This window comes from Tistrella mobilis (assembly GCF_039634785.1).
Taxonomy (GTDB): Bacteria; Pseudomonadota; Alphaproteobacteria; order Tistrellales; family Tistrellaceae; genus Tistrella; species Tistrella mobilis.
Genome location: NZ_JBBIAB010000009.1, coordinates 192,227 through 205,340, shown reverse-complemented (window position 1 = coordinate 205,340; position 13,114 = coordinate 192,227). Strand labels below are relative to the sequence as shown.

The following is a 13,114-nucleotide window of genomic DNA, read 5'->3' as shown; positions in this document are numbered from 1 at the left end:
GGCCCGCCGGCCCGAAGCGCAAGCCTGGGATAAACCAGTGAAAACCGGGCTCAGATCGCGATACCGTGATCGTGGGCAAAGGCCATCAGCCGATCGCGGACCGAGTGGTCGGGCAGATCGAGCAGCGTGGCCATATAGGACGCGAGATGGCCCCGATCGAGGCTGCGGACCATCGCCTTCACCGGCCCGATCGCGCCGGCCGGCATCGACATCCGGCGGAACCCCAGACCGATCAGCGCCATCGCCTCCAGCGGTCGGCTGGCCATTTCGCCGCACAGCGACAGCTCCACATCGGCCCGGGCGCAGGCATCGACCAGATTGCGCAGGAAGCCCAGCACCGCGGGCGACAGCAGGTCGTAGCGGTCGGCCAACTCCGGATTGCCGCGGTCGCAGGCGAAGAAGAACTGCAGCAGGTCGTTGGAGCCGACCGAGATGAAGTCCACCCGCTCAAGCAGCGGCTTCAGCTGCCAGGCCAGCGCCGGCACTTCCAGCATCGTCCCCACCCGCACCTGGGACGGCAGGCGCTGCTGCTGGCGGCGGGCCCGCGCCACTTCCATCTGCACCAGCCGGCGGGCGGCATCGAATTCCGCCACCTCGGCGACCATCGGGAACATGATGTTCAGCTGCCGGCCGGCGCTCGCCATCAGCAGCGCCCGCACCTGGCGGCGCAGCATCGCCGGCCGGTCGAGCGTCAGGCGCAGCGAACGCCAGCCCATCGCCGGGTTTTCTTCCGGGCGGTGGTTGAAATAGGGCAGCTGCTTGTCCGAGCCGACATCGAGGGTCCGGAAATAGACCGGCTTCTCCCCCGACTGGTCGAGCACGCGGGCATAAAGATCCGCCTGCGCCGCGACATCGGGGATCTGCGACCGCACCATGAAGAACAATTCGGTGCGGTAGAGACCGATCCCCTCGGCGCCGCTTTCGGCCAGCATGCCCATATCGGCAAGCAGGCCCGCATTCATCAGCAGGTTGACCCGCACATCGTCGCGGGTGATCGACGGCATGTGGCGCAGGGCGGCGAAGGCGGCCTTGCGTTCCGCCCGGGCGGCCAGCGTCAGCTGCACCGCATCGACCACATCCTCGCCCGGCCGGATGATCAGCTGGTTGTTGTCGGCATCGACGATCACCGGGTCGCCGGGGGTGATGCGGCTCAACGCCCCGTCCACCCGGCCCAGAACCGGAATGTCGAGCGCCCGGGCCACGATCGCCACATGCGCGGTGGCCGAGCCTTCCTCCAGCACGAGCCCGCGCAGGCGGGTGCGGTCGTAGTCGAGCAGCTCCGCCGGCCCCATGGCGCGGGCCACGACCACCATGTCGTCGGGCAGCTCGCGGGTCTGGGGCTCGGGCTCGCCGTTCAGCAGGCCGAGCAGCCGGCCGGCGATGTCTTCAAGGTCCAGCACCCGCTCGCGCAGATACGGGTCGCCCGAGGCGTTCAGCCGGACACGCATGTCGTCGAGCGTGCGCTTGACCGCGGCCTCGGCCGTCAGGCCGTTGCGGATGGCGTCGTTGATTTTCGAGATCCAGCCCCGGTCATGGGCGAACATCCGATAGGTCTCGAGCACCTCGCGATGCTCGCCGCCGATGGCGATGTCCGGCCGGGCCAGCATGCGGTCGACCGAGGCCCTGAGCCGCTCCAGCGCGTCGGCAAGCCGCTCGGCCTCGACCTCGGGGTCTTCGGCCACCAGCTGGCGGACCTCGATCGCCTGGCGATGCAGCACCGCAATGCCCATGGCGACGCCATCGGCCAGCCGCACGCCTTCGGCGCGCTGCGGCAGCGTGGCATTGCCCTCGGCTTCCAGAAATTCCGACGGGTTGACCAGATCGCCGGCGCCGATCAACTCGGCCAGGACCATGGCGACGGTCTGGAGGGCTTCGAGCTCCTCCTCGGCATAATTGCGCCGGGTGCGGTTCTGCACCACCAGCACGCCCACCACCCGGCCGGAGCGCAGGATCGGCACGCCCATCAGGGAGTGGTAGATCTCTTCGCCGGTCTCGGGCCGGTAGGCGAAATCGGGATGCGACTGCGCATCGGAGAGCGAGAGCGCGCTCGCCTGGGCAGCGATGTGGCCGACCAGGCCCTCACCCACCCGCAGCCGGGTCTTGTGGACGGCTTCGGGATTGAGACCTTCGGTCGCGAAGAGTTCGAGCACATCGCCGGCGCGGCGGACGTAGATCGAGCACACCTCGGCGACCATGTCGGCCGCAATGACCAGCACGACCTGGTTGAGACGGGACTGCGCAGTCCCGGGCGCGGCCATGACGTCGCGCAGCCGCCTGAGCAGGCGGCGCGGTCCCGGGATGGCCGACGCCGGCGCGCTCATGTTCCGTCCGCGCGGGTCAGGCGGTGACGTCCGAGGGTCGCGCGCCGCCGGGCCGGGGCCGGATGGCGCACGGAGATCCGTGATGCGCCATCGTCCCGGCCGGCATCATGCGCGCCCGCGGGCGAGGTGCCGCGGTGCCAGATATGGTCAAGCCTTGGGCGGCCGGTCGTCCCGGGCCGCACAGCCGGCCGATCAAGCGGCATCCAGACCGTACTCCGCATGCAGGGCGCGCACCGCCAGCTCGGTGTACTCCTCGGCCACCAGCACGCTGATTTTGATCTCGGAGGTCGAGATCACCATGATGTTGATGCCCTTGCGCGCCAGCGCGTCGAACATCTGCGAGGCGATGCCGGCATGGCTGCGCATGCCGACGCCGATGGCCGAAACCTTGGCCACATTGGGGTCGCTGTCGACGCGCTCGCAACCGATCTCGGCCCGGGCCTCGTCCAGCACCTTCAGCGCCCGCTCCATATCGGCCTTGCCGACCGTGAAGGTCAGGTCGGTCGCCCGGCCGTCTTCCGACACGTTCTGGACGATCATGTCGACATTGACACCGGCCTTGGCAAGCGGGCCGAAGACATGTGCCGCAATGCCCGGATGGTCGGGCACACGCACCAGGGTGATCTTGGCCTCATCGCGGCTGTACGCGATGCCGCTCACCAGCTTCTGTTCCATGATCTCGTCCTCGTCAACGACCAGGGTGCCGGGCGCGTCCGAGAAGGTGGAGCGAACCTGTACGCGTACACCATGCTTCATGGCCATCTCGACCGAGCGGGTCTGCAGGACCTTCGCTCCGAGGGAGGCCATCTCCAGCATTTCCTCGAACGTGATCTTATCAAGCTTCCGCGCCTTCGCAACGATGCGCGGATCAGTTGTGTAGACGCCGTCGACATCGGTGTAGATGTCGCAGCGGTCAGCCTTGAGGGCCGCAGCCAGCGCCACGGCCGAGGTGTCGGAGCCGCCACGGCCGAGCGTGGTGATACGGCCGGTGGGCGAAACGCCCTGGAAACCGGCGACCACCGGCACTTCACCGCGGCCCATGCGGGCGATCAGCTCGCCGCCCTCGATCGCCTCGATCCGGGCGCGGCCATGGGCATCGTCGGTACGGATCGGGATCTGCCAGCCCAGCCACGACCGGGCATGGACGCCGATCGCCTGAAGGGCGATCGACAGCAGGCCGACGGTCACCTGCTCGCCCGAGGCGACCACGGTGTCGTATTCGCGGGCATCGTGGACCAGATCGGCCTCACGGCACCAGGCAACCAGCTGGTTGGTCGTCCCGGCCATCGCCGAGACCACCACGGCCACCTCGTTGCCGGCATCCACCTCGGATTTGACGCGCCTGGCGACATTCTTGATCCGCTCGATGTCGCCGACCGAAGTGCCGCCGAACTTCATCACGATGCGCGCCATGTGGGTCCGCTCCGTCGTGTCGGCCGATCCCGCCGGGCAAGGCAAGGGACCAGGGCCGTTTTCTGGTGTGAGGGCCGTTTTTTTCGGGCCGTTTCCGCGAATGCCGCCGCCGTCAAGCCCTTGTCGCTTGCAGGGCGCATATTCATACTCTCCCCTGCCGGGCCGTGCAAGGATGCGCACCGGTGATCCAGCCGATGCCGAGCCCGAGGAAAATTCAGGTCATGACCCCTGCCCCCGCCACCGGAACCGTCGACGCCCGCGAGATCGACACCTTCACCCGGATGGCGGAGGAATGGTGGGATCCGTCCGGGCCCTTCGCGCCGCTCCACGCGCTCAACCCGGCCCGGATCGGCTATATCCGGGACACGGTGTGCAAGGCCCTGGGCCGGGCGGTCGACGGCATGCGCCCGCTCGACGGGCTTGCGATCATCGATATCGGCTGCGGCGGTGGCCTGGTCTCGGAACCGCTGGCACGGCTCGGCGCAAGGATGACCGGTCTCGATGCCGGGGCGCGCAACATCGCCGTCGCTTCCGCCCATGCCGCCGATGCCGGGCTCGACATCGCCTATCGTGCGGCCGCGGTCGAGGATCTGGTTGCCGCCGGCGAGACCGAGGCTTTCGACGTGGTGCTCACGCTCGAGATCGTCGAGCATGTCGCCGATCCGGACCTCTTCCTCACCAGCGCCGCCCGGCTGCTCAAGCCCGGCGGCGTGCTGATTGCCTCGACGCTCAACCGCACGCCCAAGAGCTTCCTGGGCGCGATCGTGGCGGCGGAATACGTGCTGCGCTGGGTGCCGCGCGGCACCCATGACTGGCGCAAATTCCTGCGCCCATCTGAACTCGCCCGCGGCCTGCGCAATGCCGGGCTGAGGCCGTTCGAGGCTGTGGGGCTGAACCGGGATCCGGCCGCCGGCTGGCAGGTCGGCGGTTCGCTCGGCATCAACTATTTCATCGCCGCCCGCAAGCCGGGCTGAGGACACGGTCGCAGCCGGGATCATGGCGCGGGCGGCACCCCCATCTCCACCATCGACCGGCTCCAGTCGCGAATGAAGCGGCGGCGCTGGGCCGCGTCCTGAACCGCAAGCAGGGCCGGGCCGATCCGGATCGGTCGGGCGATGCCGCCATCATCCAGCGCCCGCGGACCGGCGACGCCCGCGGGCATCGGGCCGGTTTCCGAGAAAAAGAAGGCCTCGTTCCGCACCACTTCCTGGCCGCGGGCCGACAGCAGGTAGTCGAGGAAGCGCCGGGCGAGATCCGGCCGTACCCCATGGGCGGGGATGAGCGCGCCGCGCGCCAGCACCAGCGCGTAATCCGCCGGCACCACCACCCGGAGCGCCGGGTCGGTTCGGGCTGCGGCATAGGCGTAGGAGCCGAGCATGTTGTAGCCGATCAGCAGCCGGCCCGCCGCCACCTCGGCCACCACTTCCGATGTGCAGCAGCGCACCACCGCCGAGGCGCGGCCCAGGCTTTCCAGCAGCCGGCCGAAAATCGTCGTGGTCTGGCGGGCGTCATTGAAGGCGAAGAGATAGCCGATGCCCGAGACCCGGATGTCGTAGGTACCGACGCGGCCGGCATAGCGGTCGATCCGCCGGCGCAGAAGATCGGCCAGTTCGACATGGGTGTGCGGCACCTCGGCCTCCGGCACCAGCCGGGCGTTGTAGACGAAGACCGCAGGCTCGATCGAGAAGCCGAAGACCTCGTTGCGCCAGTTGGCCCAGTCGGGCACCCGCTCGGTCTCGGGCGAGAGATGGGCCAGCGCGCAGCCGTCATTGGCGAGCTTCAGCAACTGGTCGACCGAGGGCGAGATCAGCAGATCGCCGAGCGGTTCGCCGGCCGTACAGGCAGCGATCGCCGCCGCCTGAAGGTCGTTGCTGACATATTCGATATAATCGACCGTCACACCGGGATTGCGGGCCTGAAAGTCCCGGATCAGTGGCCCCATCGCCGCCACATCCGTCGCCGCATGGATGACCAGCCGGTCGGTCTCGACCGTCGGGGCGGCGAAGACCACCGTCTCGCCTTCAAGGGCCGCCACCGGTGCGGCCGCCAGCAGGGCCCATGCCAGCGCGATGATCGCGGACATCCGGCGGATCATGCCTGCCCTCCCCTGGCCGCCAGCTGCGGCAGGGCCGCAACCACCACGAAACCACCCGCCTCAAGCCGGCGAAAACCAAGCTCTCCGCCATGGGCCGCCATCACCTCGGCGGCGATGGCGAAGCCGAGGCCGGTACCGCCATCGCCGGCGCGGGTGGTGGCGAAGCGCTGGAGCATATGCGGCCAGTCCTCCGCCGGGATGCCCGGGCCGTCATCCTCCACCTCGATCATCGCCCGGCCGTCGCGGGCCACCACCCGCACCTCCAGCCGCGAGACGACACCATGGGTCAGGGCGTTGTCGATGCAATTGGCGATCGCCTCGCGCAGGCTGACCGGATCGCCCAGCACCATCACCGGGCCCTGGGGCGCGTCGAAGGAGACGAGCGTGTCGTGATCGATGGTGATCGGGATCGCCGAGCGGAAGGCCCGCCGGGCGACATCGACCAGATCGACCGCCTTCAGCTGCACCACATCGGCCCGATGAATGACCATGGCATGGCTCAGCAGCTGATTGGTCAGCCGCGACAGCTCGCGCAGCCGGTCCTGCACCCGGGCGAGATGCCGGCGCCCGTCCTCTCCCGCGACCGCAGGCTCCAGCAGGTCCAGCTGGGCCGAGAGCGCCGTTAAGGGGGTGCGGATCTGATGGGCGGCATCGGCGATGAAGCGCTGCAACCCGCCCACCCGCTGATCCAGCCGTCCCATGAAATGGTTGATCGAGCCGACGAAGGGCGCAAGTTCGCGCGGCACCTCGGGCGAGAGTGGCGTCAGGTCATGGGGGTCACGCCGGCCCAGCGCCTCACCCATGCCCCGCACGGGGCGGAGCGCGTAGCGGATGGCAAGCATGGTGCCGGCCACCGCCACCGCCGCCATCACCACCACCAGTCCGACCACCCGAAGCGTGAGTTCACGGGCGAGGTCCCGGCGGGCCCGCTCGGTCTGTGCCACGACCACCCGCGCCGTACCACTTATGGCGGGGTCGGTCAGGCGACGCGCGGCCACCGCCATCCGCACCGCTTCCCCGCCATGGCGGCCGCCGGTGACCAGAGGCTGATCACCCATCACCCCGGCGGCCCCCGGCGGAACCGCCAGATCGTCATAGCCGGTCAGCGTGCGGCCGGCGGTGTCGATCACCCGATAGAAGATCCGGTCCTGGCCCGCCAGCCCCAGCAATTCGAAGGCCGAAACCGGCAGGGAGACAGTAAGCTCGCCCTCTTCCACCGCCAGGCTCTCGGTCATCTGCAGCACGGCGCCGACCAGCAGCCGGTCATAGGCATCGTCGGCCGCCGCCCGGGCATAATACCAGGCGGCCGTGACCAGAATGACCGCACCGGCCGCAACCAGAACACCGATGCGCAGCATCAGTCTGGATGCGAGAGAGGGGCGCATCTCCCCCGTCTCAGACCGGGTCATCGGTCACCAGCTGATAGCCGGCCCCTCGCACGGTTACGATGCGCACCTTCGCCCCCTCCAGCTTCTTGCGCAGCCGGCCGACATACAGCTCGATCGCGTTCGGGTTCGCCCCTTCGCCGAAGCCGAACAGCTGGTCGAGCAGTTCGTCCTTGCCGAAGACCCGCCCGGGCCGGGCGGCAAAGAGTTCGAGCAGGGTCATCTCCCGGCGCTTGAGCGGGATTTCGCGGGTGCCGAGCCGCACCTGACGGGCGGCCCGGTCGATGATCACATCACCGCAGGTGAGCAGATTGGTCGCCTCGCCCGCCGTGCGACGCATCAGCACCCGGGCCCGGGCCTCGAGTTCCCGAAAGTCGAAAGGCTTCACCAGATAGTCGTCGGCGCCGAGGTCGAGCCCGCCCACCCGGTCCTCCACCTCGGATCGCGCCGTCAGCAGCAACACCGGCGTGGTGTTCCCGGCCCGCCGCAGCCGCCGCAGAATCTCGAAGCCGTCGAGCCCGGGCAGCATCACATCCAGGATCACCAGCGCGTAGTCGGTGAAGTCCAGGATCTCGGCCGCCGCCGTGCCGTCCGTCTCCCAGTCGACACTGTGACCGATCGCCTCGAACCGCCGGCAGATCGCCTCGCCGACATCGTGAGTATCCTCCACCAGCAGGATGCGCATGGGCATTCCCTTCCCGCGAGAACTTCCGACCCGTTTCAGGATCTCCGGTGTCAGACAGGATCCTGACAGTTTCGCCCGCCATCATGCAGGACAATCCGCAGAGACGGATCCGTCAGAAGATGAAGGGGAGGATATCATGTTGCCCGACGCGGCAAAGACCTAGTTTTCCCAAAAATCATCAATCAAAGCATCTGCAGCCCCACAATTATCGGAGCTGCATTTGCCTCTGCATGTCTTGATCTCTTCACGATCGTGGAGAGTAACGGGCCCTCCTTGCCAGAAATCCGGACAATCGGAGACCAGAAGATGCCCCGCAACGCCCCGCGCCGCCAGATCGCCACCCTGCTGCCCCTTCTCGGGTTCGGCCTCGCCATCACCGCCACGACCCTGGCCCCGCCGGCCATGGCCGCACCGGACCGGCCGGAATGTCTGGCCGGCGCCAAGCCGGGTGGCGGGTTCGATCTCACCTGCCGGCTGATCGCCAATGCGATGCTTCAGGCGAAGCTGATCTCGCAGCCGATGATCGTGACCTATATGGAAGGCGGCGTCGGCGCCGTGGCCTACAACCATGTGATCGGCAAGCGCGCCACCGACGCCAATCTGGTCTCGGCCGCATCCTCGGGCTCGGCCCTGCTGCTGGCCCAGGGTAAGTTCGGCCGCTATGACGAGACTGCCGTGCGGTGGGTGGGCGCGCTCGGCGCCGATTACGGCGTGCTGGTGGTGGCCGCCGACTCGCCCTATCAGACCCTGGCCGAACTGATCGCCGCCTATGCCAAGGATCCGACGAAGTTCCCGGTCGCCGGTGGCGGCGCGGTGGGCTCGCAGGACTGGATGAAGGGCGTGATGCTGGCCAAGGCTGCCGGCCATCCGGCCCGGGACATGCGCTATGTGGCGCTGGAGGGCGGCGGCGCGGTGCTCACGGCGCTTGAAGGCGGCCATGTGGCCATCGGTGCCGGCGATGCGGCCGAGATGGCCCGCCATCATGCGGCGGGCAAGGTGCGCATCCTGGCGGTGATGGCACCGGAACGCCTGCCGGGGGAACTGGCCGGGGTACCGACGGCGCGCGAACAGGGCATCGACATCGAATGGCCGGTCTGGCGCGGCTACTATATCGGCCACGACGTGTCGGACGAGGACTATCGCTGGTGGGTGGACCAGTTCGCGGCCCTGTCGAAGACCCCCGAATTCGAAGCGGAACGCACCGCACGCGGGCTCTACCCCTTTACCCTGCTGGGCGCGGATTTCGAGAAGAAGGTTCAGGCCGACGTCACCCGCTTCAAGCAGATCGCCGCTGAAGCCGGGATGTGAGGCCATGAGCGGCTCAACCGGTTCCGGCCGCGGCCACCTGCCCACCGGCAGGGTCGCTGCGGCCTGCCTTTTTCTCCTCGCCATCGCCTATGGCCTGATCGGCGCGCGGATCGACTATGCCTTCGCCTCCGATCCGCTGGGGCCGCGCGTCTTCCCCGTCGCCCTCGCCATCGCGCTTGCCGTCCTTGCCCTGCTGTTCGCGCGCCGGCCCGAAGGTGCCGAGGAGCTGCCGAAAGGGGCCCTGCTCGGCCGCACGCTGGCCATTCCGACGCTGGCGGTTGCATCCGTCCTGCTGATGGAGCCGCTGGGCTTCCCGGTCGCGATCTTCGTCCTGACCGCCGGCGTCGCCCGCGTCTTCGGCGCCGGATGGGTCAGGGCGGCCTTCGGCGGCGTGCTGCATGCCGCCCTCTGGTGGGCGGTGTTCGTGGCCGCACTCGAGGTCTATCTGCCGACCGGCGCCATCTTCGGCTGAGAGGGGAGTTCATCACCCATGTCCTTCGATTATCTCTGGGACGGGTTCTCGGTCGCGCTCAGCCTCCAGAACCTGCTGATCGGCCTGATCGGCTGCTTTCTCGGCACCATGATCGGCGCCCTGCCGGCGATCGGCCCGATCAACGGCATCGCCCTGCTGCTGCCCATCGCCTACACCATGGGCCTGCCGCCCGAGAGCACCATGATCCTGCTCGCCGCCATCTATTGCGGGGCCGAGTATGGCGGACGGATCTCCTCGATCCTGCTCAACGTGCCGGGGGATGCCGGCGCGGTGATGACGGCGCTCGACGGCTATCCCATGGCCCGCCAGGGCCGGGCCGGCGAGGCGCTGATGTTGAGCGGCCTCGCCTCGTTCACCGGCGGCATCATCGGCGCGACCGGCCTTGCCCTGTTCGCACCGGTCCTGGCCGGTCTCGCCACCGGCTTCGGCCCGGCGGAGTATTTCGTGCTGATGGTCTTCGCCTTCGCGACCCTGGGCTCGATGATGGGCGCCCGGCCGGTGAAGACCCTGATCGGCTGCGTGCTCGGCCTGATGCTGGCGACCATCGGGCTGGATGCCACCTCGGGCGCCTATCGTTTCACCTTCGGCGAGCCGGAACTCGGCGACGGCATCGAATTCGTCGTCCTCGTGATCGGCCTGTTCTCGATCTCGGAAGCGCTGATCCTGCTGGAGAAACAGGCGGCCGGCGCGGAAATCATCCGCGGCCTGGGGCGGATGACCGCGCGGCTTTCCGACATCCGTCGCGGCATCGGCACGGCGCTGCGCTCCAGCGGCATCGGCTTCGTGGTCGGCGTGCTGCCGGGCACCGGCGCCTCGGTTTCCAGCGCCATCGCCTATATGACCGAAAAGCGGATCTCGGACCGCGACGGCAGTTTCGGCAAGGGTGATCCGCGCGGGCTGGTCGCCCCCGAAGCCGCCAACAACGCCACCTCCTGCGGCGCCTTCGTGCCCATGCTGACCCTGGGCGTGCCCGGATCCGGCACCACCGCAGTGATGCTGGGCGCGCTGATGCTCTACAACATCCAGCCCGGCCCGACGCTGATGACCGACCGGCCGGAAATCGTCGGCGGGCTCATCGCCTCGCTCTTCATCGGCAACATCCTGCTGCTGGCCCTGAACCTGCCGCTGGTCCGGATCTTCACCCGGGTGCTGACGGTGCCCAACTGGGTGCTGGTGCCGGGCATTCTGGTGCTGTCGATCGTGGGCGTCTACTCCACCCACGCCTCCGCCTTCTCGGTGCTGCTGATGCTGGGCATCGGCATGGCCGGCTGGCTGCTGCGCAAGACCGGCTTCGACATGGCGCCGATCATCCTGGGCTTCGTGCTCGGCCGGGTGATGGAGGTGAACCTGCGCAATGCGCTCGCCATCAGCGGCGGCGATATCGGCATCCTGTTCGAGAGCACCATCTCCATCGTGCTCTGGATCGCGGCCGCCCTGGTCGCGGTGATGCCGCTGGTGCTGGGCCGGCGGCTGAAGCGGGCGACGGCGCCGACCGTGGACACCTCGGGCGCAGACGGACGGCCGGCGTGATATTGGACGACAAAAGTCGTCAGCCGTCCTCGCGCGGCAGCCAGGGGATGGCGGCAAAGGGAACGCCATCCTCGCGCAGGCTTTCCGCCTCGGCATCGGTGGTCTGGCCGTAGATCGGGCGGGCCGGGGTCTCGCCCAGATGCATGCTGCGGGCCTCTTCGGCGAAGCGGTCGCCGACGAAATCGCAATTCGCCTCCACCTCGCGGCGGATCTCGCGCAGCCGCTTCATCACCTCGCCCTGAACGGCCATCAGCCGCTCGGCGGCCGGATCGGCCGGGGCGGGCGGCTGTGCCGGCGGCACCTCTGCCGCAGCCGTCGGCACCGGCGCAGGCGCGGCCTCGTCGCGGGCGTGCGAGCGCACATTGAGCCGGGGGGCCATCAATGCCTTCTCGACCTTCTGATCGCCGCAGACCGGGCAGGCGACTTCACCCGCCGCGGCCTGGGCCGTGAAGGTGTCGCTGTCCCTGAACCAGGCCTCGAAACGATGGCCCGCGCTGCATTTGAGGTCGAAGACGATCATGCCGCCGATCCGCTCTCCCGCTCTCCCGGCCCCGCAGATTGCAGGGCCGTTGCGATTTAGATGGCACGAGCGGGGTCTTCAGGCAAGAGCCGCATACGGTCCAGGCGGTGCGACACCGCCGCGAGCCCCATGCCGGCCGCAGCCAGCCCCACTCCGATCCAGGGGATCTGGGCATAGGGCAGGCCATGGGTGATGGCGACGCCGCCCGCCCAGGCGCCGATGGCATTGCCCAGATTGAAGGCGCCCTGGTTGAGGGTGGAGGCTAGGTTGGGGGCGCCGCGCGCCTCGTTCACCACCCGCATCTGCAGCGGCGAGACCAGCGCGAAGGCCACCGCCCCCCACAGGATGACGCAGATCACGGCCGGCACGACGGCATGGACGCCGATGGTGAACGTACCGAGCACGGCCATCACGGCGGCGAAGAGGCCGATCACCGCCGGCATCAGCCGCCAGTCGCCCAACCGGCCGCCGATCAGATTGCCGACCGTCAGCCCCACGCCCAGCAGCAGCAGGACGATGGTGACCCGGCCCGGCGCGATGCCGGTCACGTCCTGAAGCATAGGGACGATATAGGTGAAGACGCTGAACAGGCTGGCGGAGGCGAGCACGCTGATCGCCATCGCCAGCAGCACCTGCGCGCGGCCGAGGCTGCGCAACTCCCCCAGGAAACCGGCCGAGCCGATGCGCAGTCCCCGCGGCAGCCAGGCCCAGAGGCCGGCCGCCGCAAAGACCCCGATCGCGACCACCGCCCAGAAGGTCGCGCGCCAGCCCAGCGCCTGCCCCAGCGCCGTACCGAAAGGCACCCCCAGGACATTGGCGAGGGTGAGGCCCGAGAACATGATTGCGATCGCCTGCGCCCGCTTCTCGGGTGCCACCACCTGGGCCGCGACCACGGCACCGAGGCCGAAGAAGGCGCCGTGGCAGAAAGCCGTCACCACCCGCGCCGCCATCAGCAGCGCATAATCGGGCGCGATCGCGCAGAGCAGATTGCCCAGGATGAAGATGCCGATCAGCAGCAGCAGCGCCGTGCGCCGCTCCAGCCGCGCGGTCGAAATCGCCAGCACCGGCGCCCCGAAGGTCACGCCCAGGGCATAGCCGGTCACCAGCAGCCCGGCAGCCGGAATGTCGACCCCAAGATCACGGGCGACATCGGGCAGCAGGCCCATGATGACGAATTCGGTGGTGCCGATGCCGAAGGACGCGATCGCCAGCGCGATCAGGGGCAGCGGCAGGGACAGGCGGCGGGCCATAGGCTTTGGTCTTCCTGTGGGTCTGGGGCGGCTCGTCACCTGCACCCGGGCCGTTCACAGTGCGCCGCAGCATGTCCGGTTTAAAATGAATTGTTCGAATATGACCCATGCCTG

At 68.7% G+C, this 13,114-nt stretch carries 11 protein-coding genes; 4 read left to right on the top strand and 7 right to left on the bottom strand.

The window, feature by feature from the left end:
* Nucleotides 1-50 precede the first annotated feature (50 nt).
* On the bottom strand, nt 51-2,321 hold the full coding sequence (ptsP, locus tag WI697_RS15380; RefSeq protein ID WP_345959049.1) for a phosphoenolpyruvate--protein phosphotransferase: 2,271 nt from the start codon (nt 2,319-2,321) through the stop codon (nt 51-53).
* Nucleotides 2,322-2,513: 192 nt separating this feature from the next.
* Nucleotides 2,514-3,734 carry an aspartate kinase gene (locus tag WI697_RS15375; protein ID WP_014743894.1) on the bottom strand — a complete coding sequence of 407 codons (1,221 nt, stop codon included), beginning with the start codon at nt 3,732-3,734 and terminating at the stop codon, nt 2,514-2,516.
* Nucleotides 3,735-3,955: 221 nt separating this feature from the next.
* Here WI697_RS15375 and ubiG point away from each other — a divergent pair, with 221 nt between their 5' ends.
* Nucleotides 3,956-4,708, top strand: a complete 753-nt coding sequence (ubiG, locus tag WI697_RS15370) for a bifunctional 2-polyprenyl-6-hydroxyphenol methylase/3-demethylubiquinol 3-O-methyltransferase UbiG (protein WP_345959048.1) — start codon at nt 3,956-3,958, stop codon at nt 4,706-4,708.
* A 20-nt stretch (nt 4,709-4,728) separates the two neighbouring features.
* Here the strand turns inward: ubiG and WI697_RS15365 are convergent, their stop codons facing one another.
* Genes WI697_RS15365 through WI697_RS15355 form a run of 3 tightly spaced genes read right to left on the bottom strand, consistent with a single transcriptional unit; the run spans nt 4,729 to nt 7,899 of the window.
* Nucleotides 4,729-5,817, bottom strand: a complete 1,089-nt coding sequence (locus WI697_RS15365) for an ABC transporter substrate-binding protein (RefSeq protein ID WP_345959047.1) — start codon at nt 5,815-5,817, stop codon at nt 4,729-4,731.
* Between the two features lie 8 nt (nt 5,818-5,825).
* The gene (locus WI697_RS15360; RefSeq protein ID WP_345959046.1) at nt 5,826-7,214 is read right to left on the bottom strand and encodes a sensor histidine kinase; all 1,389 of its coding nucleotides are present in this window, start codon (nt 7,212-7,214) and stop codon (nt 5,826-5,828) included.
* A 10-nt stretch (nt 7,215-7,224) separates the two neighbouring features.
* Entirely contained in the window at nt 7,225-7,899 is a 675-nt protein-coding gene (locus WI697_RS15355; protein WP_062768139.1) for a response regulator transcription factor, read from the bottom strand.
* A 306-nt stretch (nt 7,900-8,205) separates the two neighbouring features.
* On the opposite strand from WI697_RS15355, the gene WI697_RS15350 reads away from it, so the two are divergent.
* Genes WI697_RS15350 through WI697_RS15340 form a run of 3 tightly spaced genes read left to right on the top strand, consistent with a single transcriptional unit; the run spans nt 8,206 to nt 11,230 of the window.
* Nucleotides 8,206-9,207: a Bug family tripartite tricarboxylate transporter substrate binding protein gene (locus tag WI697_RS15350; RefSeq protein ID WP_345959045.1), complete on the top strand. Its 1,002-nt coding sequence runs from the start codon at nt 8,206-8,208 to the stop codon at nt 9,205-9,207.
* Nucleotides 9,208-9,211: 4 nt separating this feature from the next.
* Nucleotides 9,212-9,679 carry a tripartite tricarboxylate transporter TctB family protein gene (locus WI697_RS15345; protein WP_062768133.1) on the top strand — a complete coding sequence of 156 codons (468 nt, stop codon included), beginning with the start codon at nt 9,212-9,214 and terminating at the stop codon, nt 9,677-9,679.
* A gap of 18 nt (nt 9,680-9,697) precedes the next feature.
* Complete coding sequence (locus WI697_RS15340) at nt 9,698-11,230, top strand: tripartite tricarboxylate transporter permease (RefSeq protein WP_345959044.1); 1,533 nt, start codon at nt 9,698-9,700, stop codon at nt 11,228-11,230.
* A 19-nt stretch (nt 11,231-11,249) separates the two neighbouring features.
* On the opposite strand, the gene WI697_RS15335 is transcribed toward WI697_RS15340, so the two are convergent.
* Nucleotides 11,250-11,750 carry a DUF1178 family protein gene (locus tag WI697_RS15335; RefSeq protein WP_345959043.1) on the bottom strand — a complete coding sequence of 167 codons (501 nt, stop codon included), beginning with the start codon at nt 11,748-11,750 and terminating at the stop codon, nt 11,250-11,252.
* A 56-nt stretch (nt 11,751-11,806) separates the two neighbouring features.
* Entirely contained in the window at nt 11,807-12,982 is a 1,176-nt protein-coding gene (locus tag WI697_RS15330; protein ID WP_345959057.1) for an MFS transporter, read from the bottom strand.
* Nucleotides 12,983-13,114 lie beyond the last annotated feature (132 nt).

Coding starts and splice junctions, on each gene's coding strand:
- ubiG (WP_345959048.1), top strand. CDS start 3,956: ATGACCCCTGCCCCCGCCACCGGAACCGTCGACGCCCGCGAGATCGAC.
- ptsP (WP_345959049.1), bottom strand. CDS start 2,321: ATGAGCGCGCCGGCGTCGGCCATCCCGGGACCGCGCCGCCTGCTCAGG.
- WI697_RS15355 (WP_062768139.1), bottom strand. CDS start 7,899: ATGCGCATCCTGCTGGTGGAGGATACTCACGATGTCGGCGAGGCGATC.
- WI697_RS15375 (WP_014743894.1), bottom strand. CDS start 3,734: ATGGCGCGCATCGTGATGAAGTTCGGCGGCACTTCGGTCGGCGACATC.
- WI697_RS15365 (WP_345959047.1), bottom strand. CDS start 5,817: ATGTCCGCGATCATCGCGCTGGCATGGGCCCTGCTGGCGGCCGCACCG.
- WI697_RS15335 (WP_345959043.1), bottom strand. CDS start 11,750: ATGATCGTCTTCGACCTCAAATGCAGCGCGGGCCATCGTTTCGAGGCC.
- WI697_RS15345 (WP_062768133.1), top strand. CDS start 9,212: ATGAGCGGCTCAACCGGTTCCGGCCGCGGCCACCTGCCCACCGGCAGG.
- WI697_RS15340 (WP_345959044.1), top strand. CDS start 9,698: ATGTCCTTCGATTATCTCTGGGACGGGTTCTCGGTCGCGCTCAGCCTC.
- WI697_RS15360 (WP_345959046.1), bottom strand. CDS start 7,214: ATGCGCCCCTCTCTCGCATCCAGACTGATGCTGCGCATCGGTGTTCTG.
- WI697_RS15350 (WP_345959045.1), top strand. CDS start 8,206: ATGCCCCGCAACGCCCCGCGCCGCCAGATCGCCACCCTGCTGCCCCTT.